Below are 25,050 nucleotides of genomic sequence, written 5' to 3'. Positions count from 1 at the left end.
CATTAGCACAAGCGCGGCGAATTCTCGTTTGGTTACGTGTCTTACTTTTCTGACCAGGCTGCGTTGAATTTGCAGTTTCGTTTCCGTTCAATTCGACATCTGCGAATGACCAGATCGACGACACGCGCTGCGCCGCAAAAACAAAAATACCGCAACTACGCGCGGATACTGCGTCAGCAAGCACCCGAAATGAATCGGCGGCAAAATCCCGCGATGTCTAAATTTGTTAGTAGGTAAATTATGCGCTTGCAGCGAATGACATTAAAGCGGGCTGCGACCGCAAAAACTTGCCTGGGTGTTCAATGTCCGGAAGGGGCCGGCCACGTCTAGGAAAGATTGACGTGTATTCACGCTTCCTTATCGTTCTCAAGCATCGCGATCACCTCTATCTCAATCACCATGTCTTCGTAGATCAGATTGGGCACCGGAATGCCTGTCGTGGCTGGGCCAGGTGCGATGTAGGAATTGGATCGGATCAGAAGGTTTTCGTGTAGCGCTTCGGCCGAAGCGCTGCCTTGATAGAAGGTGGTGACTTTGACCACATCGTCCAGAGTAGCGCCGAATTCATCCAATACGCGAGCCACATTCTCCATTGCGATACGGGTTTGGGCGACCATGTCGCCAGGTTCCAGAACCTTTGCTTGCTTATCCAGTGCCACCTGGCCGCCCACATGGATTAATTGGCCGGAGCCGATTCCGTGTTTGTAAGGCAGTGCAGTGGTCCAATTCCAGTGCCCGTCAGGCCAGGCATGACGGATGTGGTGCGCTCCCGGGGCGCAGGCTGTAGCAGCGATTCGTGTCGTCAGCCCGTCATGGGGAAAGGACGGCACAGGAATGCCGGTGGGCGCCGGACCGGGATTAGGGAAATAATCGGCGCGGATGCTGGCCGAAACTTCCCAATCTTCTGCTGTGCCGTCGCCAAGATAGAACGTGTTGACCTTGACCACATCCTGCATCCCTGCGCCTGCGGCCTGAAGTGCTTGGGAGAGACGCTCCATCATCAATCGGGTTTGCGCCACGATATCGCCGGGATGGGTGACTGATCCGTCGGCGGAGCGGGCGGTCATGTCACCGGTAAAGATCATGTCGTTGCATTTCACCACATGCGAGAAGGCTTTAGGCAGGGGTGATTGGGCATCGAGATGGTAATTCTGACGGGGCAGAGCGCTGCCATCAGGCGCGCGCATGGCGACGCCTTCAATTTCGCAAAGCATGTCAGGGTAGCAGAGTTCAGGCAGGTTGATCAGATTAACCACGGGTTTGACTTCGTTTCCGATGATATCGACCAGAAGGTTCAGCATCCGGGCCTCATCACTCGCGTCACCGACGTAATAGACAACCAACCGCACCAGATCGTTGAAACCCACGCCAAGGTCAGTCAGAAGATCCTGCATATAGGCCATCGAATTACGCACCTGCGCATCCAGATCGCCGATGTTGCGTACCGTTCCCTGGGTATCCAAATCCACTTGCCCGCCAGTAAAGATCATGTCACCCGCACGCACTGCGTGGTGGTGAGTCAGCTTTATTGGCCAATTCCAATGTCCCTCGGGAAAGCTGTATTGCCTGGTCATTGGGCGGCTCCTGGCTGTTTGATGCCTGTAAGAGCGCAAGTAATCATGAGGCCGAGGGTCTGGCCAGTGGTTTGTGAAACACGCATGTGACGATAGCACAATTGTGCAGTTTGAGCCCATGTCGACCGATGCTGCGCGCTGCGTGAACGATCGGACTACGTAAACATCACCACCTTCATCAGGATGCTATTGAGGCATAGCTTCCATCTTCGCGATGTACTTCACGCCCGCTGAGCGGCGGATTGAAGACGCAGACAAGTCGCAGATCAGCCTCTGTTGCACGCACCAAATGTCGGTCATGTTGGTCCAAGGCATAGAGGGTAAATGGTTCAAGGGAATGCCATGTTTCTTCACCAGACGCTCTGATCTGCCCCTTTCCTTCGATACAGTAGCACGCCTCCAAATGATGTGTGTACTCAAGCTCAAGCTCGGCACCGTTTTTGATGACCGTATCCGTGAGCGAAAAACCCATTCCATCAGACGCCAGCAATAACCTTCTGCTGTTCCAGCCCGGACCAGAAACATCGCGATCTGTTCCAAGGATTTCACTGAGTGCTGTAACAATCATACTACCCCGCCTCTTTGCTATCGTACCGCCCGGTTCATCCCGCCGTCAGACAGTATGCTCTGGCCATTAATATACCGGGCGCCATCGCTGGCAAGAAACACGCAAGCTTGCCCAATTTCCTCAAATGTTGCCGGCCGCTGAGCAGGGATTTCCCGGCGTGCCCGCTCAGACAGGTTTACGTTTTCGCAGAATCCGGGGAGCAGGTTGTTCATGCGAATGTTATGCCGTGCATAACGATCCCCATAAAGCTTTGAGAAACTATGCAGGGCACCGCGCAACATGCTCATCGGATAAGGGGCTCGCGGCTCGATTGTGTTCATGGACGAGATGTTCACGAAAGCACCGCCGCCCTGTGCGATCAGTAAGGGTGTGACGATACGGGCAATCTTGACGACGTTCAGCACATACATGTCCAGGCTTTCGTGCCACAACTCGTCGCTGAGTTCCAAAAGTGGCCCGTCAAAGTCGGGATCAAACCCTACCGTCTTTATGGCTTCTGGCACCGAGCCACCGTGGCCCATATTGCTGACGATTGCATCAATTCGTCCATATTTGCTCATGGTGTCGTCGATCATCGCTTGCAGATCATCAATATCCAAAACAGAGCCTCGGCGGCCAATGCCTCCAAGCTCTTCCGCCAGTTCGACCGAGCGATTGGACGGAGACATCAGCGAAACCTTGTAACCTGCCTTCGCCATCTCAATGGCACAGCCCCGGCCAATGCCTTGTCCCGTTCCTGTCATCAGCGCGACTTTGATTTCAGGCATGGTGTCTCCTTTCTCTAGATGCAGAGTATGTGAGAATTTTTGTGCTGAAAGCAGTGTATCTTCTTGGAATTAGGTAAACCTATCGAGTTTCATGAACATTGCTGTTAGATTTTCTCACATCGTGGAAAACCTCAGACACCTTCGTGCCCTTCAGGCCTTTGACGAATCTGCAACCCACTCCAGCCTGACCAAGGCGGCGGATGTGCTCAACGTCACTCATGGCGCGATCAGTCGGCAAATCAAGCTGCTGGAACTGCATCTTGGTGTGACGCTGTTTCACCGCCGCCCCAATGGCGTTGAACTGACGAAAGCCGGAGAACGCCTGCATCAATCAACACATGGGGCATTTTCGGCATTGCAGCTGGGCGTGATGGAGGTAAAGCGATTACATCACCGCCAGTCGATTACGGTGTCGCTGTCCACATCGCTGGCGCTCAAATGGCTTGTTCCGTTGCTAAGCTCGTTTCAGCAAGAACATCCGGGTATCGCATTGTTGTTGGACACAAACGATACCTTTGCGGATTTCGAATCCTCCGAGGTCGATGTCGCTTTGCGTTTTGGGCAACCTGGCTGGGACAGGCTATATCATGAACAGATAAGACAAGAGGAATTGATTGTCGTGGCCGCGCCGTCTCTTGTTGAGAAAGCCCGATTGCCAATGCGCGCCCAGGATGTGGCTGACCTCCCACTATTGCACGACGCCTTCAACGTGGGATGGGAAAGCTGGGCTGCGCAAGTTGGTTTGAATGCCAATCGGATCAACGTGCAGAGCATCAAGTACGTGGACAGCGCTGTTCTTTTGGAGGTCGCGATTGACGGGCAGGGCGTGGCACTAGCAAGGCATCTCTTGGCGGAAAGGGATTTGAAACTTGGACGGTTGATCCGCCTTGATAAAAGCCGTGTTCCATTGGATCGTGGGCTCTACTTCGTCTGCCGCCCCGGCGATCAGGAGCGGGTCACGGTGAGAATTTTCAAGAAGTGGCTCATGTCAATTTGAGCTCTGGGTTTCAATTGAAGCCCGGGAAAGCGGTCATTGGCTCGCGCTCTGCATAGGTCCGGATCGTCCGCGATCCATGTATTCTAAAAGATCGAGTTATTGCGATTGTAGCGAATACCTGGAAAGCGGGCTGCAACTGCAGTATGGACGTATGTCCTTGGAAGTCTACTTAGGGCCGAAACTTACCTAATGCTGCGTGGTGCGCTAGTCGGTGCGGTGGTGCGCTTAGCTGAACTTGGGTGTCTGCGGAGATTCAAAGGGGGAACAACCTTGCTTGGGTGCTGAATTCGACCGGGTGATTTCTTTGGCCAAACTCCCTCAAAAATGATGGAGATATTATCGTGTCGCTCCGGCACGTAAATGACGGAGCGAGGCGGCAGGCTCAGCTTAGTTGCCGTTGGCTTCGGTCCTAGCATATTCGGTAAGAATCAATTCGAACGGACCTTCGGTGGCAACTGCATCCTCATAAACGAGAAATGGTCCCAACTCATCCTCAGCAATCCAGATCGTGCCGTTAACATGTCCATAGATACCCATGCGGAAAATCCGGAAAATGCGCGTCTGCGTGGACCGCTCACTGTATCGTCTGCGCAACCTGGTCGAACGATGCTTCAACAAGCTTAAGAACGCTGGCGTGTCGCAACTCGCTGCGACAAGACTGCGGAAAGTTTCCTAAGATTCATCGATATCCGACGATCCGCCTCTGGCCTCGCCATTTGTCAACATGACCTAACGCCATGAAGATCAATGATCCAAAGTTTGCAACAAATCCCGTCGCAGGTGCTGTTCTGTGGATCAACAGCTCAGACGGGTGACAGAAAAAGATACACGCTGTCTCAGTGTGGCCCCTAAGCACCGGTGCCAGTGAACTCGTCAAACGCTTCCAGCGCTTTTGCGCCAAAGGCGATCGAAGGGCCGCCGCCCATATAGCCGATCATCTCCAAGGCTTCGCAAAACTCCTCGCGGGTGGTGCCGAGCCGGACAAGCGATTTGGTGTGAAACCCGATACAACTGTCGCACCGCGTCGAGATTGCGATACCCAGGGCGATCAGTTCCTTGGACTTTTCATCCAGCACGCCATTGCGTTTGGCGGCTTTGGACATCGAGTTGAACCCCTCGAACATACCCGGCGCCTGTTTTTGCAAAACGCCTATACGTCCCATTGTTTCAGTGAGAAATCCGCTCCAGGACATCGTGTCTTTCCTTTTCTTGACTGGTTCTGTTAGCTGGCAATATGCGATTGGAAGAGATGACCTGGATCGAGGTCGAGACATACCTCAAGACCCAAAAGGGAGTTATTCTGCCGACCGGGTCTGTCGAACAGCACGGGCCCATCGGTCTGATCGGTACGGATGCCATTTGCGCGCGCGAGATCACTTGGGCTGCGGCCGATATCGCCGGCGCGGTCGTGGCACCCGAACTGGCTTACGCCCCTGCGCCGTTCAACATGAGCTTTCCGGGCACCGTCTCGCTGAGCGCCGGTCTCTACTGCGATCTGGCGAGAGAGGTTATGCAAGGGCTGGCCCATCATGGATTCTCGATGATCTATGTTTTGAACGGCCACGGTGCCAACCTTGAGCCCTTGCGGAAGGCAGCACACGACGTAAGTGCGACAATCCGAATTCGGAGCTGGTGGGACTTTGACCGGGTAAACAAACTCCGACGTGGCTACTACGGCGACTGGGAGGGTATGCACGCCACCCCATCCGAGGTCGCGATCACGCAGGCCACCCATCGCGTTGTTCAGGCCGGAGACACGAGTCCTCCGCGCAAGCTTTCTGCCGAGTTCATCGCGGCCCACGCGGGTGATCGCCATGGGCCGCCCGATGAACATCGGCGCGACTTTCCCGATGGACGCGTTGGGTCCTATTCTGAACTGGCCCGACCCGAACACGGGCGTGAACTCGTCAATGCCGCGGCGCAGGCTGTCGCCGCGGATTTCGCCAGCTTTGTTCATTGATCAGCGGCTTTCGTCCGATCTCATTTTTCGTTCCAGCCAGCGCACGAAGAAGCTGATGATCAGGACAAGAACAAGATATTCAAAGATCAAAAGCGTATAGATCTCAAGCGGTCGGTATTCCGTCACGACCAACTCGTTGGCGCGGCGCGTCAACTCCTGCATCCCGATCACCGAGGCAAAGGCGGACATCTTTACGATATAGATGAACTGGTTCGCCAACGGGGGTAGAATCCGCTTGATCGCCTGCGGCAGGATTACATACAGCATCGTCTGGCGGTAGTTCAGGCCAACAGTCTTTGCTGCTTCGGTTTGGCCCTTGTCAATCGACTGGATGCCCGAGCGGTAGATCTCGGCGGTGAAGGCACTATCCGAAATGGCCAGAGTGATGATCGCGCCCCAGAACGCGTCTATGCTGATATTGATACCGATTGATTTCAGAACAACCGGGAATCCATAAAATACCCAGAACAACATCGGCAGGAGCGGTATGGCGCGGATGAATTCAATGTAGACCCTGCTTGGTAACCGCAGCCATCGGTTTGAAGACATGCCCGGCAGGGCAACCAGAAGCCCGATGGCCATTGATAGAACGGCGGCAATCAACGACAGGCTGATCGTCGACCAGAAACCCGACAAAAGAAATCGGATGTTGTTCTGACCCGTTTCTGTCGAGGGGTTGACGACGTACCATCCCCAGTTGCCCGAAGAACTACAACCGGCGAGAATAACAAGCGCACAAAGAGCGACAAGCGTTGTACGTTTCATGTGATACCCCTTAGTGCTGAAGGATCTGGCTGAGGAAAAGCTTGCAACGTTCTGATTTAGGTGCCTCAAAGAAATCTTCGGGTGTACCTGTTTCAATCACTTCGCCCTGATCCATAAAGATCATCCGGTCCGCTGCCTTTCGCGCGAATCCCATCTCGTGGGTAACGCAGATCATCGTCATTCCCTCTTGGGCAAGATCCACGATCACGTCGAGCACTTCCGAAATCATTTCGGGGTCTAGCGCCGAGGTGGGCTCGTCAAAAAGCATGATCTTGGGCTCCATGCAAAGTGAGCGTGCGATGGCGACCCGTTGTTGTTGACCACCGGAAAGTTCGGTTGGCCGTTTGTGCGCCTGATCAGGAATCCGGACCCGTTCGAGATATGTCATTGCGCGTTCTTCCGCGTCCGATTTCGACAGGCCACGCGCCTTGATTGGTCCTAGCGTCAGATTTTGAAGAATTGTCAGGTGTGGGAACAAGTTGAACTGCTGAAACACCATGCCAACCTCGGATCGGATTTCTTCGGCGGCCTTTTTGTCCGTCATTTTGATCCCGTCGACCGTGATCGAACCGGAATCATGCTCCTCCAGAGAATTCACACATCGGATGAGGGTTGATTTGCCGGATCCCGAAGGTCCGCATACAACAATTCTTTCCCCAAGCGCGACATCCAGATTGATGTCTCTGAGCGCGTGATAGTCTCCGTACCACTTATTCAAGTCGCGGATTGTGATGACCGGCGATGCATCTGACATAGACCTGCCCCTTTGAGATTGTTAGCGTAAGACTAGCTTTGCCTTCAAATTAAAACTATACAAAATATGATAAATACAGACATAAATCTGGTTGCGAACGCGCGAACAAAAGGGGAGGAAGCGATGAAGCTGCTGAAATCAATGGGCCTGGCCGCGGGTCTTGTACTTGGAATGCTCACAGGGGCGGCCAATGCCCAATCGGCTCTGAATGACATACTGAACAATGGGGTGCTGAAAGTCGGGACAACCGGCGACTGGAACCCGATGTCCGTTCGGGATCCGGCGACCAATTCCTACAAGGGATATGATATCGATGTCATGACCCAGCTCGCCGAAGATCTGGGCGTGGAGCTTGAATTCGTGGCAACGGATTGGAAGACCTTGGTAAACGGTGTCGTTGCTGGGAACTATCACATTACAGGTTCGGCCTCGATCAGCCCGCCCCGCCTGAAAGCTGCCGGGTATTCGAATAGCTATATCTCAGTTGAAATCTATCCCTTTACGACTGAAGAAAACGCCGAAAAATTCTCGGATTGGGACTCGATCAACAACGGGGAAGTCAAGGTTGCGACCACCTTGGGGACGACTTTTGAGAAAAGCGTCCGCGAGTGGTTCCCTGACGCTGACATCAAGGTCGTTGAGGCCCCGGCGCGCGGTTTCCAGGAGGTTCTGGCAGGGCGCGCTGATGTTTTCATCACATCGAATATCGAAGGTTCGACCCTGCTCGAAAAATTCCCAAACCTGCGTCAGATTGAAGTAGCCGAGGCGCGTGCACCGACACCGATCGCGATGCTGATGCCCCAAAGTGATCAGGTATGGATCAACTACGTGAACAGCTGGATCGAACTGCGTCAGTCGCAGGGATTCTTCGCAGCGACCGCCGCAAAATGGGGCCTGTAACGTTCTGACTTTGACATTGTAAAAGGCCCGCTGCGATAATCAATCGGTGGGCCTTTTCTGTGCGCTACGTCAATAATCGAGATGTCAGGAGAGACCGATATGCGCATTGACATGCATTCCCATTACTACGGTGGTGGGCTGGTCGAGACTTTGCGCGCCCGAAAGTCGCATCCTCGCCTCAGAACACGCACAGATGGTGTCACTGTGATGTCAGCGATGAATGGAGAATTTCCGTTCACCGATGCCTATCATGACCCGCAAGTGTGTCTGGCCGAAATGCGAAAGCAGGGACTGACGCACCGCTTGCTGACCTTCCCCGGAGCACTTGGCGCTGATCTGTTGCCCGCCACGGAAATTGCACCGGTTATCTCTGCCTTTAACGATCACCTTGCCCAGTTGGGAATTGATAGCGATGGTGCCCTGATCGGGTTGGCCGGAGTGCCGCTGGATGATCTTGATATTGCCTGTGCAGAGCTTCGCCGTGTTCGTCGCGATCTGGGTTTGCCGGGAATTATTTTGCCGTCGAACTATTTCAACTCCTTGGCCGAAGCTGACACATTGCGACCGCTATTGGCAGCGGCAAATGAATACGGCTGTCACATCATGCTGCACCCTGGTCTGAAAGTCGGGCAAAACCCGCCGCCGCGCCCTGCGGACCTGACGCAATATCGACTGTCCGCAGTGGAACTGCAATCCAGCGCTTCTCAGGTCGCCTTGACCATGATCATGTCAGACCTGTTGGATTCTTACCCGGCTGTTTCCTTTCAGATAGTCAATTTGGGCGGCACGCTCCCCTTTATTTTTGAGCGGTTAGAAAGCATTGCGCGGCATCGCAACCCGGATGATCCGTTCCCGACCCAGCGTCTGCGTCGGCTCTGGTACGATTGCGCTTCACTTGGGCCACGTGCGTTGGAGGCAGCTGTTAAGCTTTTGGGCGCAGACAGGATTATGCTGGGATCGGATTATCCGATCTTCACGGACGATCCTTATACGCATGCGGTTGTTCCGGCTGCGCTGACCGCCGAAGAAAAGGAGCAGGTGACGTGGAAAACAGCGAACGCATTGCTGAGCCACCTGTCGGAACTTCGCGCGCAAAAATGCACCCCGGGCTAATTTCAACGCGTGATGGCTAAGTTACCTCCTATAGTCGATTGAGGTTCTCTTGCCCGCTATCGGTTCTTGAGGCGCGCCAATAATGTAATGCTGTCCTCAAAACCGATGGTTGTGAAATTGCCATCCTTGAGGATCGCAGCCTCAGTGGGCTCAACCCTATTTCCGTCGATAGAGCAGCCCTTGTACACTGAAAACAGACACAGAACTTCGTTCGGACCCGCTTGGAGCTTATGGGGGTCCTCACCGGTCAGGCAATCTACGGATGCAGCACACTGAACAGGATCAAAGATTACATTAAAATTACGCACTGGCCCCGCTTCCAGCCGGCACCACAATTCCAGATCGCCTGAAAACCTGAGTGGATCGGAAAACCGCGCGTTCAACGGTGTCGCAGGGCCAACCAGATCAAAGCCATCTCCCTCTACAACGGTCAGGATACGAGACATGCCCGGAAATGTGGAAAATGGCCCGTCAGCCTCCACGTCAGCAAGGCTCACACGCCAGACGACGCCCTGCTCGCCACTTCCCCGTGCAATTTCTCGCGTGGTCCCCAAGCCGTTTTTCCACAAGACGGGCTCCAGGGTTCTGGTTCGGACATGTTTCATTTCTGGTCGCATTTCGGGTTAGTCATAGGAAGGCAGCGTATGCTTGCTGTTGTTCGAATTAGGCGTGCCGACGGTTGCAATCCCTAGCCGCATACGAGTACAAACATTATGCAATTAATTTAGACATATTATAGGCCATTTGTCGTGCGGGTGAGCTATCAGGATATAAAATCAAACATCCTAGGCCGCATTCGCGACAACACCTGGCCTCCCGGCGCGGTAGTGCCTGGTGAGATTCAGCTTGCCAAGGAATTTGGCTGTGCGCGGGCCACGGTAAACCGTGCAATGCGCGAACTGGTTGATGATGGCGTTCTAGAGCGTAAGCGCAAGGCAGGAACACGGGTTAAAACAGCCCCGACGCGCCAGGCCCGGATCACAATTCCGCTTATTCGGGAAGAAATCACCAACCTAGGGGCCACCTATCGATATTCGCTTGTTGAGCGCGAGGTTATCGCCGCCCCCGGCTGGTTGCGTGCTCAGGTCAAGATCCCAAAAGGGGGTGAGGTTCTGCATCTCAGATGTATGCACTTTGCCTCAAACAAAGCCTTTCAGTTCGAAGAGCGCTGGATCAATCTTGCGACTATTCCTCAGGCACGCGATCAGTCGTTCGAAGAAATTGGGCCAAACGAGTGGCTTGTCCGTGAGGTTCCGTTTACCGAGGTTGAACTGACGTTTTCAGCGACCAACGCCAATCTGGAGGTTGCGGAGTTCCTGGGGGAAAACGAAGGAACGGCCTTGTTTACCGTCGAAAGAACCACTTGGCTGGAGGAGAACAACGTGACTCATGCCAAACTCTATTTTCCTTCCGGTTACAAAATGACGACCAAGCTGTGATGGCATTCGCATTGGGTAGGTTGGCAACCTCGGAAAGGGATCTGTTGCAAACTTTAGACCATTGACCTTCATGGCGTTACGTTGATTGAGTGGGCAGGGCCGGATCAATCTGATCTCACCGCACAGCAATGTTCTTTGGACGCGAAAGCATGAAAGCCCCTAGAATTTTTGAAGATGAGACGCCCCCGCGGACCGCTTGTTCTCAGGAATTTGGTGGGAACGAACTGAGTTTCTTTTGGCGCATGGACAAATGGTTGCGCGAGCCGGACAAGTTCACACGGGTGTAGCGGTTTCATTGGCATTTCAGGTGATGAACAACCTGATCACGTACGCGACAATAGCCAGGCACAAAACACTGCCGAACCAGATCGCGCCGAACCAGAAAACTTGTTTAAGCGTTTTCAATGGTAGTTCTCCTCTGGATCGATCTTCCCGCGGAAAACCCAGTAGGTGTAAGCGGTGTAAGCCAGGATCACCGGCAGCAGAATGACTGCTCCGACCAGAGCGAAAGCCAAACTGCTGTCTGGCGCGGCGGCTTCAGCAATCGTAAGGCTTGGAGGCAGCATATAGGGATAGAAGCTGATCCCGATACCAATGAAGCACACGACGAACAGGGCAATGGCGCAGACAAAGGGTTGATAGTCGCGCTGTTCCTTCAGGCCACGATCGAGCTTCCATGCAATGGCAGTTACAAGAGCCGGCACAAGCACAGTGAAAACGACGCCGGGCCACGAAAACCATCTGACCATATAGATCGGGTCTTGGAATGGGGTTAAAAGACTGACGAGACCGATCAGCCCGAGTGTCATAAGCATCAACGGACGGACATAGGAGCGCATCTGACGCTGAATCTTTCCAGTGGTTTTCATGTTGAGCCACGTCGCGCCGAGCAAGGCATACCCGATCACAAGGGCCACACCTGTCAGGACAGAGAACGGCGTCAGCCAATCCCACCATCCACCTGCATAAAGCCGACCTTCGACCGGGATGCCCTGAACCAGCGCGCCAAGCGCGATACCCTGGCACAATGCGGCCACGGTTGAACCACCGTGAAACGCAACATCCCAAAGCCAGCGCCCGCGTACCGTTCGCCATCGGTATTCGAAGGCAACACCACGAAAAACAAGCGCAAGAAGCATGATGATGACAGGCACATAAAGCGCGGGCATCACTACAGAATAGGCCAACGGGAAAACAGCAAACAAACCTCCGCCGCCCATGACCAGCCACGTCTCGTTTCCATCCCAAACCGGTGTGACCGAGTTCATCATGACATCACGGTCCTTTTCGGTTTTTGCGAATGGAAAGAGGATCCCAATTCCAAGATCGAAACCGTCCAGGATCACATAGGTCAGAACGGCAAAGGCAATGATGCCTGCCCAGATTGTCGAGAGTTCAAGCATCACGCTGCCTCCGCCAAGGTAAAGATTTCAATGGGTTTTTGAGCTTTCTGGAAGTCTTCGACAGGCGGTTTTCCCATGAGACGCAGCATGTAGAACGTGCCTGCTCCGAACACCGCGAAATACACGACGATGAAGGCAATCAGAGACGCCGCAACTGCAGGCGCATCCACTTGGGAAAGGGAGTCCGATGTCCGCATCAGCCCGTACACCGTGTAAGGTTGGCGCCCCACTTCGGTGGTGATCCAACCGGCCAGTACCGCCACAAATCCGCTAGGCGCCAACAGGACGGATGCGCGGTGCAACCAGCGATCTTCGTTGAGGCGGCCCCGAACCCGCTGAACAAACGACCACAACCCGACGCCCAACATGGCAAAGCCGATGGAAAGCATGATGCGGAAGCTATAGAAAACGATCGCGACCGGGGGTTCTTCATCGTCGGGGATAGTGTCCAGTCCGTCAAGCGGTGCGTTGGGGTCATGCTTCAGGATCAGCGACGATAGCTTCGGAATTTCGATGGCATAGTCCACGCGCTTCTCATCCTCGTTTGGAATGCCAAACAGGATCAGTGGCGCGCCTTCGGGATGGCTGTCAAAGTGACCTTCCATCGCCATCACTTTCTGCGGTTGATGCTCCAGCGTGTTCAAACCATGAAGGTCGCCCGCGACGATCTGCAGAGGAGTAACCAAAACAGCCATCCACATTGCCATCGAGAACATGCGGGTGACCTCGGCCGTTCGATTGCGGCATAGCAGGTGCCAAGCTGCAACCCCGGCCACCACAAAGGCAGTGGTGAGATATGCCGCCAGCACCATGTGTGTCAGGCGGTACGGGAAAGACGGGTTAAAGACGATCGACCACCAATCCACTGGGATGAATTGCCCCAGCTCGTTGACGTCAAATCCGGCCGGGGTCTGCATCCAGGAATTGACCGAAAGAATCCACGTGGCCGATATCAGCGTGCCAAGGGCAACCATCGCCGTGGCCATCATGTGCAAGCCGGGACCCACGCGTTCGCGACCGAAAAGCATGATGCCTAGGAAGCCTGCCTCAAGGAAGAAGGCCGTCATCACCTCATAGGCCATCAAGGGCCCGATCACAGGCCCGGCGGTATCCGAGAATGTGCTCCAATTCGTGCCAAATTGGTAAGACATCACAATGCCGGACACGACACCCATCGCGAAGCCGACAGCGAATATCTTTTTCCAGTAGTTGAAGAGATTGAGGTAAGCCTTGTCCTTGCGCCAAAGCCAAAGGCCATTGAGGGCGGCCAGGAAGCTTGCCAGGCCGATGGAAAAGGCCGGGAAGATGATGTGGAACGACACAGTAAAGGCAAACTGGATGCGTGCCAGGGTCTCTGCGTCAAAGTTTGCTAGTAGGTTCATTGCCGTTTCCTTTGGCGTCGGATTGCAAAGAGCGGCAGTCACCTGGGTTGCCTCGGTTGCCAGCTCGTCGATGTTATTCAGATGAGCAGGATTTGGGGCAGAGGGCGTTTGAGTTCGTTTGGGTTCTGGACGGTTGTTTTTGGATTTTGGACAAAACTCAGGTCGAGAAGGGCAAGAACGGAAGCGGAATTTGAAACGCGAAGTCGGGGAACGGCTGGTGTTCAAACGCCCCAAACAAAGTTGCCACCCGGCTCGTTTGTGAGCTGGATGGCAACCTATCAGAAACTGTGCGAGTTCTGTTCGGGGTGGTCAGTCACCTTGCGTCTGGATGCTAACAGCGCAGAGCCGATGGACCTTATGCTGACCGGTCAATTTTGTTCGGCTGTGTTTCCTCCTTTTTTCGGCGCGTTTGGGATGGCGTTTCAGTCTTCGTTCCAGTCCTTATGGTCATCTTTGAAGTCGTCGCGGCGTTCTTGTGCCTCGTCCTGGGCGTCTTCGAAATTGTCCTTCTGGATCGCACCGCCCACGGCACCAACCGCAGCGCCGGCGGCTGCGCCGCCTACGATGCTTTCGCCGGCAATGCCCGCGACAGTAGCGCCGACAACTGCGCCTTTGATGGCTTTATCGGTGACATAATCAGCATGAGCTGTGGCTGCCATGGTGATCAGAAGTGCGCCGGAGATCGGGGCGATAAAGAGTTTCTTCGAGGTTTTCATAGGTTCATCCTTGTTCTGGGTCAGCAACCACCGCGGCTGCCGTGTGCCATTGAACTAGGTGACCCCATGGGCTGCTTTCTTTTGGGGACAGGACAAGGTTTTGTGGATCTTGGACATCTTACGGCCCCGCGCGCTGCAGCGGTCAGGAGACTTAGCGGCCAGCTTTACGAAACCTGGCTGGCGTTTCACCTGTCCATCGCTTGAACGCCACTGAAAAGGCCGCCTGATCCGCAAATCCAAGCATGAAGGCAACGCGGGCAACACCCTCCCCATTACGAAGCATCCGTTTGGACAGGTCGCACAACACCCCCTCTAAAAGTGCTTTAAAGCTTGTTCCTTCGGCTGAAAGGTGCCGGGTCATTGTGCGTCGCGTCAATCCAAGCTCTCCGGCTATTTGATCGCCGTTTGGTATTGGACCAGGAAGGCGTTCCCCGAGCATGTCTACAATGCGATCGGACAGACTTCGGACCGCATCAGGTTGAGCCTTTAGCTGCTCTTCCCCATGCCGACGCAAATGCCCCAACAAAGTAGGGTCTGCAGTTGGAATCCTAAAGCTCATACCGTTTGGGGGCAGAGCCAACGCATATCCGGACTTGAACCCTTCTACGGCGCACCCGGCCAACTCGGCTAACAGCTTACAATGCTCGACGTCGTCCGTTTCCAACTCGATTGAGATAGGGGCAAATCCGCCCGAGGTGATCTGTTGAACGCGCTTATAGAGACCGAAAACCAGCATTTCGCGATGGCGAGGATATTGATGCGCCGGGATCACGCTACTTTCCAGCGTGATCTTGGGTTCATCTGGCGCCCCTACAACATCCAGATGCAGGTCAGGGTCTTGCATTGCATAAAAGCGCTGTGTCAATGCCAGCGCGTCTTCGACCGTTTCTGCTGCCCGCACAATGTAAGCCAAAAGCGTTCCGGGACCTTGCGCAGAAAGCCCCACCCGCGCGGCAAAGGTCTTGTCTTCCAAAACACGACACACAGTTTCAACGGCGCCCGCTTCATGAAGCAGTTCGACAGTGGCGTCTGGGCTGTTGACGATATCCGAAGGTGCCCCCGCCATTTCCAGAATTTCAGGAAACGGTATGCGCGCACCGGGCTCTTGCGAATAACGCAACCCGACACTTTGCAGTCTGTATGCACTGATCCGTGGCACTTTCGCTTCCTCCCCTGATGGGCACACACCGCCCTGTAATTCCTGCAATTGTCCAAAAGCCAACAACAAATGTCCAGAACCCTAAGGATCGCGGGGGCGATGACGGTTAGGTCCCGATCATCAGAAAGGACAAGGCAATGATCTACTTCGCAAGGTACTACCGCGTTTTTAAGGCAATCAACGTCTCTGCCAGACAGGAATTGTCCGGAGGCAACATTTACGGCCTGCACGCTTCGTCGCTTGGCGAGAAAACACCGAACGGGCGTCGCTGGGATCCCCCCTACGCCCCGCCGGAACAACCCTCAGAACCATCACAACAACCGACCGAGAACTGACGTTCTCAAGACACCTAAAATCTTCACGCACCGCGTGACTGCGTAAATCAAGGACCTGAAACATGAAACCACCCGCGTTCCTGATGGCGCCTGTACTTGGCATCATCTCAACTCCTGCCTTCGCCGCTGGCGGCGACCCCAGATGGTGGGTCGCGCCCAATCAGACTGACACCTATGCTTGGGTCGGACTGATTGTTCTTTTCCTTGCGATCCTACTGGTCGTACACCTCTATGCCCGCTTTGAACGCTATACGGAGCGCAAATCAATCGGCACTCCGCTGCGCACAACCATTCCGGTGATGCTTACCATAGCCTTGGCATATGAATTGATGCCCGCGCTCAGCCACTTCAGCATTCTGCTGCCAGGCGCGTTGATCCTGACTGCAATCGCCCGCGACTTCATGTTGTGGTGGCGGCCTTCGAAAGAGGAGTTGGTATAATGATCGAATTGCTCGTCACTTCTTTTCCGTTTGTCCTGCGCGTGATCTACCTTAAATGGCGCGGGATTCCAGTCACCCTCTACAACGTTCACCGGGCGCTATTCATGTGGTTCGTCCTGGCCCTGATCGTGTTCTTTGCTGTATTTTACTACTACCCCAAGTCCTACACTGGCCTTGTGCCCTTCAGAACCGTTCCTGTCGTCGCCGAGAACGGCGGAACAGTGACCGATATCTATGTAAAAGGTGGAGATCGTGTCGAACCGGGCGACCCGCTTTTTGCAGTTGAGAACTCCTCCGAAGAGGCTGCCGTAAAATTCGCGATGCGAAAAGTTGAGGAAATAGAAAGCGCGAAACTGGCAGCTGAACTGCAAGTCGAAACCGCCCAAGCCGTTCTTGATGCTGCGATTACTTCAAGGGAGCAAGCCGAACTGTCCCTGATGGATCATCGCGCACTTCAAGCCAAAAACTCTGCTGCATTCCAAGTGAGCCAGCTGGAACGCGCACAAGCCACCTTGGATACCCGATCAGCAGAAGTTGAGGCCGCGGAAACTCAATTGGGTGTGGCCCAAGTTCAAGCGACTGCCGTATTGCCTGCACAGCTTGCATCGGCACGAGCTTCGCTGGAACAAGCACAAGTGGAGTTGTCCAAAACTCTGACGCTCAGCTCCGTTGACGGAGTGGTAGAACAGGTCACTCTCAACGTCGGATCACGCGCCGCACAAGCCGCAATGAGCCCCGCAATGCTCATCGTGCCAGACAGGAAAGATGTTGAACGTGGACGTATCGTTGCCGGTTTCTCGCAGGTTTCACGCACGGAATTGTACGAGGGAATGGCGGCAGAAGTGGCATGCGAAAGCAACTTCAACATCTCGATGCGCAATACCGTTCTTCCCGCAAGGATCGTACGCATTCAAGAGTCGATTTCTTCCGGTCAGCTTGCGCCCAGCGGTCGCCTGATCGAGCCGAGTGAAAAGGCAAAACGGGGTCAGATCGTTGTTCATCTTGACCTGGTACACCCAGAGCACCGCGATCTTTTGGTACCAGGCAGTGGTTGCATCGTCCAATCCTACACCACTAATTTTGAAGGTGATATGGAAGGCACAATTGTCGCTCACGGGATCCAGGCCATGGGTATCATCAAGGCCGTCGGCTTGCGGGTCAAAGCTTGGTTCGGTCTGACTTCGGGTATCGGCTTGATCGGTGGTGGGCACGCCTGATATTCTAAATACCCTCATCTTCAACAACACGGCTTCCGACAAAAGTTGGGAGCCGTTTCGACTTTTTGCTGACAGAGAACATACCAAGTAAATTATGGTTCCATTGCGATTTTGCGGTTTCAGCTAAAGTCGGGAATGCGGGCTGTGACCGCACCATTTGAAGACCGTTCTAAAGGTCGGCTTTGGGCTGCCCACGCTTGGGCAGCATGAACCAAAGGGTGAACATGGAGCATCCGATCTGCCAGCCGGTGAGAGCTCGATGCGGTAGGGCCTGAAATGCCCCGCTCAAGGTTCACGCAAAAATAGTCGAATTCGCAATTGGCAGCTCGTCGGAAATTACTCTGAAACAACAGCGAAGACCTCAATTTGCTCCCTGATGCCATTCATCTCCACCTCTCCCTCGCTTACTGTCTCTATTACGCTTTCAACGGCTGCCCAAGCTTGGGCGGAAATCAGTATCTCAATGTGGGTGGCCACGTCGCAAAGCCGCGCGGCCATGTTGATCGAGGTTCCAGAGGCAGTGTACTCAAATCGTCCTGCTGAACCGACGATACCGACCGTGGCATAGCCAAACGAGATGCTAACTCCATAACAAACCCGATGATCCAGTTTTCTCATTTGGCGCAGAGCGATTGCAGTGTATCGCGCATGGTCGGCGCCCGGCGCGATGGCCTTGGTCGGCTTGATATAGTTGCGCAGCTTGCCCGTGATCACGACACGTGGTTCGCCATAGGTTGCAACCAGTCGGCCGACGGAACGCTTTGCAGCCTCGGCACTGCGGCGAGGTTGAATCACTATGTCGGGTACATCTCAAATGCCATCGATCGCACGCCATAGCCAATGTTTCACGCCGTTGATCGGGACGACCACTTCGTCCATATGCCATTTGTCGTGCGGCCGGGGCCGGTCGTGCCGGATACAGGCCGCGAACTGAGCCCCGAAGCGGTTCACCCTGAGACGAACCGCTTCATGACTGGCAATGACGCCACGCACCGCCAGCAGGTCCTCGATATCTGCCGTGCGAGAGCAAACCAGTGATATGCCCTCACCGTATAGGCGATGATTTCGCGAGGAAAACGGAAGCCCTTCAGCCGCGGCAAAGAGGACGGTATAGCCATGGGACCGCGCTATCCGAGACGGGCAACGCGAACAGATTAGCAACGCTTTTCAAAGAGAATATGCCGAAAACTGTTAAAGAACTAAACGCCGAGAACAAACGTCGGAACCTGCACACTTGTCAATTCAGATAAAAAGTTTGCTGCACATCCTTTTTTCACCCCGTAGCAGGCACCCACAAACCGCCGATTTCTGTCTTCGCAATACGTATGGTCAACGCCATAGCGACTATCCAGCCGGTCACTACGGCCGCGGCCGTTCCGAACCACACCCCGGTTTCGTTGAATCCCAATATGCCAATAAACACCCAAACAAAGAACGCGACCCCAAAGGCCTGGCGATAAAGGCTGATCCAAACGGTCCAAATAGGTTTTTTGAAGGCCTGCAAAAGTGAGTTGATTGAAAACAACATCATGTAAAAAGGCAGGATCAGACTGTCGACTCGTAGATATCCCACACCAACGCGTACAACCTCTGGGTCCGCTGTAAAAAGGCGCATCACTAAGGGACCACCAAGCCAGAGGATCGGGATCGCAACCAGCGACATATAAAACCCGACTCGCCAGCAATAGAACAACGCGGCGCGCACCCGCTGGCTGTCCCGAGCACCGAAATTCTGTGAGGCGATTGGCAGTAGGGCACCCGTGACACCCAGAATGGGCAGCAACAAAACCTGTTCAAGCCGTATAGCGATTGCATAACCAGCAATTGCATGTTCACCAAACAGCTTCAGCGCAAACTGCAGCACAAAGGCCGACAACAACATGATCGTAAACGAAAAGGCAGTGGGCAGAACCTGCAGCGAAATTTCTGCAAACCGTTTTAGGCGTGGTCTGAAATAGGCCGCGCGCATACGTTTCATTCGCCTTCGCCGAAGAACCTGCCGGATCAAAAAGATCATCACGCCTGTCTGGCTGATCACCGTGGATAAAGCCAAACCGTTGAAGCCGATGCCCGGAATCACGCCCGGAATTCCGTAGATCAGAAGGGGATTCAGGATGATGTTCGCCAGAAACGCGACGATAAGTGCCCGTTGCATAGACACTGCGTCGCCATGGGCCTGCAAGATGCCATTACATCCATGAGCCAGAAGAAATCCCGGCATTGCCAAAAGCAACCAATAGAAATAGCGAAGCCCGGCTTCACGATAAACGCCTGGTTCCGAGACAAGCTTGATTAACAATGGGCCGAACCAAAGCCCTGCCAGGGCAAGCAGGCAAGACGCAACGATTCCGTAAGTTATCCCTTGGGCCGCTAGGCGTCGTGCCGCTCGGTTGTCGCCTGCACCCAGAGCGTTTCCAACCAGTGCACTCATAGCTGCACCCAGCCCGACGCCCACGGAAATAGAGATGAAGAAAGCTTGAAAGCCAAGGGCCAGCCCAGCTTGGGCGCTAGTCGACAACAGCCCGGCAAAGAAGATGTCGACGATGTTGTACAGTGTACTGAAAAGCATTCCGACTGCGCCGGGTATCGCCAATGTTCGGAAATGGCCTGCAATGGACCCTTGGGTCAGATTAAGGTCGATTGCCTGAGCCATGTTAACTGAGTGTCATGGGCGCTCGGCCTGAACTGTTAGAAAAACAAACACAGGGGTCAGAACATCTTCGAACCCGTGGTTGAGTTCAGCGTCCACACTGATCGTATCGCCAGCTGACAGCGTAAAGCGGGCCTCGCCATATCGGTAAACGGCTTGGCCCTCGAGTGCCTGTACAAACACTACGCCGTGGCCGACATAAGTGGGCGGCGGCCCGCCTTCGCGCAATAAAGTCACGCGACGCGCCTGAAATCGCAGGTCTTTACGAGAATGCAGTGAAAGATTGACATATTCGTGGCTGTGCCCCGCCGAGATACGGTTTGATTTCAGTCCCTCACCATGGCGCACGAGAGTGTAGTCAGTGTGATCTGTACGCGCTTCGCGGAACAAAGAAACAATCGGAACTTCGAGCGCTTCGGCCAGTGCCGCCAGAGTGTCGATTGAGGGAGAAACCAACCCATTTTCGATCCGGCTGATCATAGCGGCTGAGATACCGGACTGTTCTGCCAGCCTTCGCGCGGATTGCTTCCGACTTTGCCGCAGTTCCTTCAGCGAGGCGCCGATGGCACGGTCGATCTGTCTGCCTGGAGTGTCTCCTTGCATGATCCGTCCTTTCAGTCGCTGCTATAATACCCCACCACATCGCCATCGGTGGTGACACCAAGGCCATTCAGCAACCGGTTGGCGTAGTTGAAGTAACCTACGATCTGGTTGATTTCGAGAATCTCGCCGTCCTCCCAACCGGTGTGTTTCAGGGCTGCCACATCAGAATCGACCATCGTACCCGGCGAAAGTGTAAGCTTTTCCGCATAGGTCAGTGCCGCCAAATGTGCGCCGTCGAACGCATCCTGCGGGCGATGTGCCTCGAGTGCGGCTTCGATCTTGTCGGCGCGTATGGCGTCGTCGATCAGGTGACGGGCGTTGGACCAGTGGTTAGCATAGGAATAGGGGCAGGTGTTGAGAGTGGATACGTAGGAACTGATCACTTCCTGAAACCACATGGGAACTTTGTTCGCCTCATCGTGCAGACAGGCTCGATACAGAATCACATGCCCCTTCATGGTGTTAGGCCGCAGGGAATGCACCCGCATGACATTGTCGATAGTGCCGTGCGGTGTACGCGCCAGATCCAAAGTGGCCTTCAGATGCGAGTCAGCATCTTCGTCAGATATCATGCTGATCCAGGCAGACATTTGCGGTTCCTCCCTTGGTCGTCAGTATTATCTGAGGGCAGATCATAAATTGTCCTCTGAGTTTTTTATTGACGAGTATTGCATATTAAGCAACCATATTAATTAGTGTGCAACGTATTTGAGGAGGCTCAGGCCTTGCCCGACTGCCGCAAACAATCGCAGCGCCAGCCCGGCCTCGGCTGTTTTGTCAGGCCTGGCACCACGACATGCCGGCCTGCCTTTGCAGGAACGGTGGAGAAAACTCCTTTGCACGCCCGGTCCATCAAAAGACAAATTCGCATGGTGTCCCGAACCCAAGCAGGTACGACATGAACCAAGCCACTCCGATGATTGAAGTGACCAATCTGGATAAATATTACGGTGCGTTTCACGCGCTGAAAAACATCGATCTGACGGTCCATCAGGGTGAAAAAGTCGTGATCTGCGGTCCCTCGGGATCGGGGAAATCGACGCTGATCCGGTGCTTTAACGGGCTGGAGTGGCACAACTCCGGCCGCCTCGTGATCGATGGGATCGAGGTTTATGACGGGGCCAAAGAAATTCGCGAGCTGCGGCAGGAAGTCGGTATGGTCTTTCAGCAGTTCAACCTGTTTCCACACCTGACAGTGCTAGAGAATCTGACGATCGGTCCGATGAAAGTGCGCGGGATATCCAAGGCGCAGGCCGAAGAAACTGCACGCAACTATCTTGAACGTGTTCATATCCCGGAACAGGCCGACAAGTACCCGGCGCAGCTGTCGGGCGGGCAACAGCAGCGCGTGGCAATTGCGCGGTCTCTGTGCATGGAAACTCGGATCATGCTGTTTGACGAACCGACATCCGCGCTGGACCCCGAGATGATCAATGAGGTGTTGGATGTGATGGTCGAGCTGGCCGATACCGGCATGACTATGGTTGTCGTCACTCACGAGATGGGCTTTGCCCGTAAGGTCGCTGATACGATGGTCTTTATGGAGGCAGGCCAGATCGTCGAGGTTTCGCCACCCGAACAGTTTTTCACCAACCCCTCGAGCGAACGCTGCCGTTTGTTCCTAGATCAGATCTTGGCGCATTGACATGAGCGATCTGGGCATTTCCCGGCCAAAAGGTCAGCCGCTGCCAAAGCCGCCTTTTTTGAAGCGGTTTTTTGACTCGACCCTGATTTCGGTCGGGATCTATGCCGTTATCGTCGGGCTGATCGCCTATGGTGCATATATCGGCGCGCAGGGCATGGGGTATAACTGGCAATGGTACCGGGTGCCGCAGTTTCTGTATCGCAATACCGAGGTCGGGTTTGAATGGGGTGAAATTCCCATCGGGCTGGTCGCGACGATCAAATTGTCGGTCACGGCTTTCATTCTGGCTATGCTTATAGGCCTGCTTGTGGCGTTGCTGCGTCTGTCGGATCTTGTCATCGGGTCCGCAGTTGCGGTTGGATTTCTGGAGCTGATCCGAAATATCCCGCTGTTGGTTCTGCTCTACCTCTTCTATTATGTTCTGGGGCCGATTTTTGGGTTTGACCGATACACGGCCAGTATCCTTACCCTGGCCGTTTTCCATTCTGCCTTGATTTCGGAAATCTTCCGGGCCGGGATCAACGCCGTCCCCACAGGCCAGTGGGAGGCCGCTAAATCCATCGGGATGAGCCCGTCCCAGACTTATCGCTATATCATCCTGCCACAATCCGTCCGCTTCATGCTGCCGCCGATGACCGGTGAAGTCGTTCACCTCATCAAATCTTCGGCCATTGTTAGCGTGATTGCGGTGGCCGAGCTGACGACCTTCGGACGCAACATCATTTCAGACACATACATGAGTTTCGAAATCTGGTTCACCATCGCACTGGTTTATCTGGTGGTGACCCTGATCCTGTCGATTGGCGTAAGCCATCTGGAGAAGAAATATGCCGTCGACCAATAACCCAGAAAATATGTCGGACAACAAGGAGAACCAAGATGAAGCTTTCTCGCAGAATGCTCGGGGCTGCCCTCGGCGCGGTCGTGGCTACCGGTGTGGCGACCTCAGGCTGGGCGCAGAGCGCTACGCAGGAACTATCCAGCGAAAGTGTGATTGAAACTATCAAGCAGGATGGCGTGATCCGGATCGGTCTGTCGCTGTTCGTGCCATGGTCGATGCGCGACAAGAATGGCGATCTGATCGGATTCGAACTGGATGTTGGCCGTCAGCTGGCCGAGGATATGGGGGTTGAGGTCGAATTCGTGCCCACCGCTTGGGATGGTATCATCCCGGCGCTGGTCTCAGGCAATTTCGACGTGATCATCTCGGGCATGTCGGTGACAGCGCAGCGGAACCTGACCATTAACTTTACCGATCCATACGCCTATTCGGGTCTGGCCATTCTGGCCAATAAGTCGATGACTGAAGGCATGACGCTTGAGGATTTCAACAATCCCGAAGTGACCTTTGCCGCCCGGCGTGGTGCAACACCTGCGGCGGTGATTGCACAGAACTTCCCAGACGCGACCTTGCTGTTGTTCGATGAAGACGGTGCCTCGACTCAGGAGGTTCTGAATGGGAACGCTCATGCTTCCATGGCAGCGCAGCCAACTCCGAACCGCGAGGCTGGGTTGCACCCTGAAACGCTGAGTGTGCCGTTCGAAAATCTCTATGATCCGCGCGGTGAAGCCTTTGGTGTGCGAAAGGGCGACCCGGACGCCATGAACTATTTCAACAACTGGATCGCGCAGCAGTGGCGTTCCGGTTGGCTGAAAGAACGTCATGACTATTGGTTTGCTGGAAACGAATGGGCTGACCAGGTCGCCCAGTAACCCTGACCCACCCGGGGGGCAGCGATGCAGCCCCCCGGATCTGATACGGAGCGTCTCGCGTGCAGGACTTTCTCAAAAAACTCAGATGGCCGGACTACCTGATCGCCGCGGTTCTGTTCGTGTTTTTCGGGTATATCTGGCTGTCGATTGAAGGCACGCTCAATTATAGGTGGCGCTGGGACGTCATCCCCAGTTACATTGTCGGCTGGCATTCAGGTCGTGAGGAATACTTTGCCAATTTGCTGCTGCAAGGGTTGGCCGCAACGGTTCGCATCAGCCTCTATGCCGGAATTCTGGCGTTGATCCTGGGCACCATTCTGGGTGTAGCCCGCTGTTCATCAAATCTGACCATCCGCATGCTGGCGCGCACCTACTTGGAATTCTTGCGCAATGTGCCGCCGGTTGTTGTCGTTTTCATCTTCTTCTTCTTCCTGTCCCAACAGCTGATCGATGCGTTGAATCTGGAACGCTGGGCGCGCGGAATCGCGCGGCAGGAAAACAATCAGGTGTGGGAGTTCTTCTTCGGTGAAATGCGCCGCTTCCCGTCGCTTGTTTCGGGCGTCATAGTACTGGCCCTTTTTGAGAGCGCATTCGTTGGTGAAATTGTGCGTGCCGGTATCCAGTCGATCCCAAAAGGTCAGCGGGAAGCCGCGCGCTCTATCGGTATGAGCCGCCTTCAGGAACTGCGCTATGTGGTACTGCCGCAGGCGATGAAGAAAGTGGTGCCACCGCTTGCCAATCAGTTCATATCGCTGATCAAGGACAGTTCAATCCTGTCGCTGATTTCCGTGCAGGAACTGACTTATAAAACGGTAGAGCTTGTGGCCTCATCCCGCATGATATTTGAGGCGTGGATCACCACGGCCGCTTTCTACTTTGTGGTTTGCTTCGGCCTTAGCCGATTGTTTGCGCGGCTTGAAAAACGGTCAGATAAGCGCTGACATATAGGC

At 54.4% G+C, this 25,050-nt stretch carries 29 protein-coding genes and 2 pseudogenes; 13 read left to right on the top strand and 18 right to left on the bottom strand.

Annotated features, from left to right (window positions below; translation table 11 throughout):
* Positions 1-347: 347 nt before the first annotated feature.
* The 3 genes from AC2FJE_RS16205 to AC2FJE_RS16195 all read right to left on the bottom strand — a co-directional run bounded on the left by AC2FJE_RS16205 (position 348) and on the right by AC2FJE_RS16195 (position 2,909).
* The gene (locus AC2FJE_RS16205) at positions 348-1,574 is read right to left on the bottom strand and encodes a RidA family protein (RefSeq protein ID WP_496756796.1); all 1,227 of its coding nucleotides are present in this window, start codon (positions 1,572-1,574) and stop codon (positions 348-350) included.
* Positions 1,575-1,752: 178 nt separating this feature from the next.
* The gene (locus AC2FJE_RS16200; RefSeq protein ID WP_496756794.1) at positions 1,753-2,142 is read right to left on the bottom strand and encodes an ectoine synthase; all 390 of its coding nucleotides are present in this window, start codon (positions 2,140-2,142) and stop codon (positions 1,753-1,755) included.
* Positions 2,143-2,159: 17 nt separating this feature from the next.
* Positions 2,160-2,909 (bottom strand): SDR family oxidoreductase, encoded by a 750-nt coding sequence (locus tag AC2FJE_RS16195; protein ID WP_496756792.1) that lies wholly within the window; start codon positions 2,907-2,909, stop codon positions 2,160-2,162.
* A gap of 91 nt (positions 2,910-3,000) precedes the next feature.
* Here AC2FJE_RS16195 and AC2FJE_RS16190 point away from each other — a divergent pair, with 91 nt between their 5' ends.
* Positions 3,001-3,906, top strand: coding sequence for a LysR substrate-binding domain-containing protein (locus tag AC2FJE_RS16190; protein WP_496756790.1), 906 nt, complete (start codon positions 3,001-3,003; stop codon positions 3,904-3,906).
* Between the two features lie 387 nt (positions 3,907-4,293).
* On the opposite strand, the gene AC2FJE_RS16185 is transcribed toward AC2FJE_RS16190, so the two are convergent.
* The gene (locus AC2FJE_RS16185; protein WP_282170433.1) at positions 4,294-4,443 is read right to left on the bottom strand and encodes a hypothetical protein; all 150 of its coding nucleotides are present in this window, start codon (positions 4,441-4,443) and stop codon (positions 4,294-4,296) included.
* On the opposite strand from AC2FJE_RS16185, the pseudogene AC2FJE_RS16180 reads away from it, so the two are divergent.
* A pseudogene (locus AC2FJE_RS16180) lies at positions 4,436-4,634 on the top strand (IS5/IS1182 family transposase); the annotation flags it as partial. The gene AC2FJE_RS16185 and the pseudogene AC2FJE_RS16180 sit on opposite strands and share 8 nt — an antisense overlap.
* 120 nt (positions 4,635-4,754) lie before the next feature.
* Here AC2FJE_RS16180 and AC2FJE_RS16175 read toward each other — a convergent pair.
* Complete coding sequence (locus AC2FJE_RS16175; RefSeq protein WP_496756788.1) at positions 4,755-5,099, bottom strand: carboxymuconolactone decarboxylase family protein; 345 nt, start codon at positions 5,097-5,099, stop codon at positions 4,755-4,757.
* A 56-nt stretch (positions 5,100-5,155) separates the two neighbouring features.
* On the opposite strand from AC2FJE_RS16175, the gene AC2FJE_RS16170 reads away from it, so the two are divergent.
* Entirely contained in the window at positions 5,156-5,866 is a 711-nt protein-coding gene (locus AC2FJE_RS16170; protein ID WP_496761153.1) for a creatininase family protein, read from the top strand.
* Here AC2FJE_RS16170 and AC2FJE_RS16165 read toward each other — a convergent pair whose 3' ends face one another.
* Positions 5,867-6,631 carry an amino acid ABC transporter permease gene (locus AC2FJE_RS16165; RefSeq protein ID WP_496699189.1) on the bottom strand — a complete coding sequence of 255 codons (765 nt, stop codon included), beginning with the start codon at positions 6,629-6,631 and terminating at the stop codon, positions 5,867-5,869.
* A gap of 10 nt (positions 6,632-6,641) precedes the next feature.
* Complete coding sequence (locus tag AC2FJE_RS16160) at positions 6,642-7,385, bottom strand: amino acid ABC transporter ATP-binding protein (RefSeq protein WP_496699188.1); 744 nt, start codon at positions 7,383-7,385, stop codon at positions 6,642-6,644.
* Positions 7,386-7,508: 123 nt separating this feature from the next.
* Between AC2FJE_RS16160 and AC2FJE_RS16155 the strand changes: the two genes are divergently transcribed.
* Positions 7,509-8,285 carry a transporter substrate-binding domain-containing protein gene (locus tag AC2FJE_RS16155; RefSeq protein ID WP_496756784.1) on the top strand — a complete coding sequence of 259 codons (777 nt, stop codon included), beginning with the start codon at positions 7,509-7,511 and terminating at the stop codon, positions 8,283-8,285.
* A gap of 99 nt (positions 8,286-8,384) precedes the next feature.
* Entirely contained in the window at positions 8,385-9,398 is a 1,014-nt protein-coding gene (locus AC2FJE_RS16150; protein WP_496756782.1) for an amidohydrolase family protein, read from the top strand.
* A 56-nt stretch (positions 9,399-9,454) separates the two neighbouring features.
* On the opposite strand, the gene AC2FJE_RS16145 is transcribed toward AC2FJE_RS16150, so the two are convergent.
* Positions 9,455-10,003 carry a HutD/Ves family protein gene (locus tag AC2FJE_RS16145; RefSeq protein WP_496756780.1) on the bottom strand — a complete coding sequence of 183 codons (549 nt, stop codon included), beginning with the start codon at positions 10,001-10,003 and terminating at the stop codon, positions 9,455-9,457.
* Positions 10,004-10,153: 150 nt separating this feature from the next.
* Here AC2FJE_RS16145 and hutC point away from each other — a divergent pair, with 150 nt between their 5' ends.
* Entirely contained in the window at positions 10,154-10,837 is a 684-nt protein-coding gene (gene hutC, locus AC2FJE_RS16140) for a histidine utilization transcriptional repressor HutC (protein WP_496756777.1), read from the top strand.
* A 303-nt stretch (positions 10,838-11,140) separates the two neighbouring features.
* On the opposite strand, the gene AC2FJE_RS16135 is transcribed toward hutC, so the two are convergent.
* From AC2FJE_RS16135 to AC2FJE_RS16115, 5 genes are all read right to left on the bottom strand, one after another.
* Positions 11,141-11,242, bottom strand: coding sequence for a DUF2474 family protein (locus AC2FJE_RS16135; RefSeq protein WP_109311912.1), 102 nt, complete (start codon positions 11,240-11,242; stop codon positions 11,141-11,143).
* On the bottom strand, positions 11,239-12,240 hold the full coding sequence (gene cydB / locus AC2FJE_RS16130; RefSeq protein ID WP_496756775.1) for a cytochrome d ubiquinol oxidase subunit II: 1,002 nt from the start codon (positions 12,238-12,240) through the stop codon (positions 11,239-11,241). Before cydB ends, AC2FJE_RS16135 begins: the two co-directional genes overlap by 4 nt.
* Positions 12,240-13,622: a cytochrome ubiquinol oxidase subunit I gene (locus AC2FJE_RS16125; RefSeq protein ID WP_496756773.1), complete on the bottom strand. Its 1,383-nt coding sequence runs from the start codon at positions 13,620-13,622 to the stop codon at positions 12,240-12,242. Before AC2FJE_RS16125 ends, cydB begins: the two co-directional genes overlap by 1 nt.
* 422 nt (positions 13,623-14,044) lie before the next feature.
* On the bottom strand, positions 14,045-14,338 hold the full coding sequence (locus AC2FJE_RS16120) for a glycine zipper domain-containing protein (RefSeq protein ID WP_282121054.1): 294 nt from the start codon (positions 14,336-14,338) through the stop codon (positions 14,045-14,047).
* A 151-nt stretch (positions 14,339-14,489) separates the two neighbouring features.
* Positions 14,490-15,497: a helix-turn-helix domain-containing protein gene (locus AC2FJE_RS16115; protein WP_282170324.1), complete on the bottom strand. Its 1,008-nt coding sequence runs from the start codon at positions 15,495-15,497 to the stop codon at positions 14,490-14,492.
* Between the two features lie 137 nt (positions 15,498-15,634).
* Between AC2FJE_RS16115 and AC2FJE_RS16110 the strand changes: the two genes are divergently transcribed.
* The 3 genes from AC2FJE_RS16110 to AC2FJE_RS16100 all read left to right on the top strand — a co-directional run bounded on the left by AC2FJE_RS16110 (position 15,635) and on the right by AC2FJE_RS16100 (position 17,489).
* Positions 15,635-15,832 (top strand): hypothetical protein, encoded by a 198-nt coding sequence (locus tag AC2FJE_RS16110; protein ID WP_496761152.1) that lies wholly within the window; start codon positions 15,635-15,637, stop codon positions 15,830-15,832.
* A 62-nt stretch (positions 15,833-15,894) separates the two neighbouring features.
* Positions 15,895-16,272, top strand: a complete 378-nt coding sequence (locus tag AC2FJE_RS16105; protein WP_058273728.1) for a hypothetical protein — start codon at positions 15,895-15,897, stop codon at positions 16,270-16,272.
* The gene (locus tag AC2FJE_RS16100) at positions 16,272-17,489 is read left to right on the top strand and encodes an HlyD family secretion protein (RefSeq protein WP_282121052.1); all 1,218 of its coding nucleotides are present in this window, start codon (positions 16,272-16,274) and stop codon (positions 17,487-17,489) included. Before AC2FJE_RS16105 ends, AC2FJE_RS16100 begins: the two co-directional genes overlap by 1 nt.
* A 336-nt stretch (positions 17,490-17,825) precedes the next feature.
* Here AC2FJE_RS16100 and AC2FJE_RS16095 read toward each other — a convergent pair whose 3' ends face one another.
* The 5 genes and pseudogenes from AC2FJE_RS16095 to AC2FJE_RS16075 all read right to left on the bottom strand — a co-directional run bounded on the left by AC2FJE_RS16095 (position 17,826) and on the right by AC2FJE_RS16075 (position 21,332).
* Positions 17,826-18,107 carry an adenylate/guanylate cyclase domain-containing protein gene (locus AC2FJE_RS16095; protein WP_496761167.1) on the bottom strand — a complete coding sequence of 94 codons (282 nt, stop codon included), beginning with the start codon at positions 18,105-18,107 and terminating at the stop codon, positions 17,826-17,828.
* Positions 18,108-18,119: 12 nt separating this feature from the next.
* Positions 18,120-18,607: pseudogene (locus tag AC2FJE_RS16090) on the bottom strand (IS6 family transposase); the annotation flags it as partial.
* A 155-nt stretch (positions 18,608-18,762) separates the two neighbouring features.
* Positions 18,763-20,142, bottom strand: a complete 1,380-nt coding sequence (locus tag AC2FJE_RS16085) for an MATE family efflux transporter (protein WP_282121051.1) — start codon at positions 20,140-20,142, stop codon at positions 18,763-18,765.
* Between the two features lie 12 nt (positions 20,143-20,154).
* Positions 20,155-20,742 (bottom strand): helix-turn-helix domain-containing protein, encoded by a 588-nt coding sequence (locus AC2FJE_RS16080; protein ID WP_496761151.1) that lies wholly within the window; start codon positions 20,740-20,742, stop codon positions 20,155-20,157.
* A gap of 11 nt (positions 20,743-20,753) precedes the next feature.
* Positions 20,754-21,332 carry a carboxymuconolactone decarboxylase family protein gene (locus AC2FJE_RS16075; protein WP_496756769.1) on the bottom strand — a complete coding sequence of 193 codons (579 nt, stop codon included), beginning with the start codon at positions 21,330-21,332 and terminating at the stop codon, positions 20,754-20,756.
* 308 nt (positions 21,333-21,640) lie between these two features.
* Between AC2FJE_RS16075 and AC2FJE_RS16070 the strand changes: the two genes are divergently transcribed.
* Genes AC2FJE_RS16070 through AC2FJE_RS16055 form a run of 4 tightly spaced genes read left to right on the top strand, consistent with a single transcriptional unit; the run spans position 21,641 to position 25,041 of the window.
* Positions 21,641-22,387, top strand: a complete 747-nt coding sequence (locus AC2FJE_RS16070; protein WP_282121048.1) for an amino acid ABC transporter ATP-binding protein — start codon at positions 21,641-21,643, stop codon at positions 22,385-22,387.
* 1 nt (position 22,388) lies between these two features.
* On the top strand, positions 22,389-23,231 hold the full coding sequence (locus tag AC2FJE_RS16065) for an amino acid ABC transporter permease (RefSeq protein ID WP_496756767.1): 843 nt from the start codon (positions 22,389-22,391) through the stop codon (positions 23,229-23,231).
* A gap of 35 nt (positions 23,232-23,266) precedes the next feature.
* Positions 23,267-24,100 carry a transporter substrate-binding domain-containing protein gene (locus AC2FJE_RS16060; protein ID WP_282121046.1) on the top strand — a complete coding sequence of 278 codons (834 nt, stop codon included), beginning with the start codon at positions 23,267-23,269 and terminating at the stop codon, positions 24,098-24,100.
* Between the two features lie 59 nt (positions 24,101-24,159).
* A complete protein-coding gene (locus AC2FJE_RS16055) occupies positions 24,160-25,041 on the top strand; it encodes an amino acid ABC transporter permease (RefSeq protein ID WP_282170329.1) in 882 nt (293 codons plus the stop codon).
* Positions 25,042-25,050 lie beyond the last annotated feature (9 nt).

Source organism: Ruegeria sp. CDSC002 (assembly GCF_059610905.1).
This window is presented reverse-complemented; position numbering and strand designations above follow the sequence as displayed.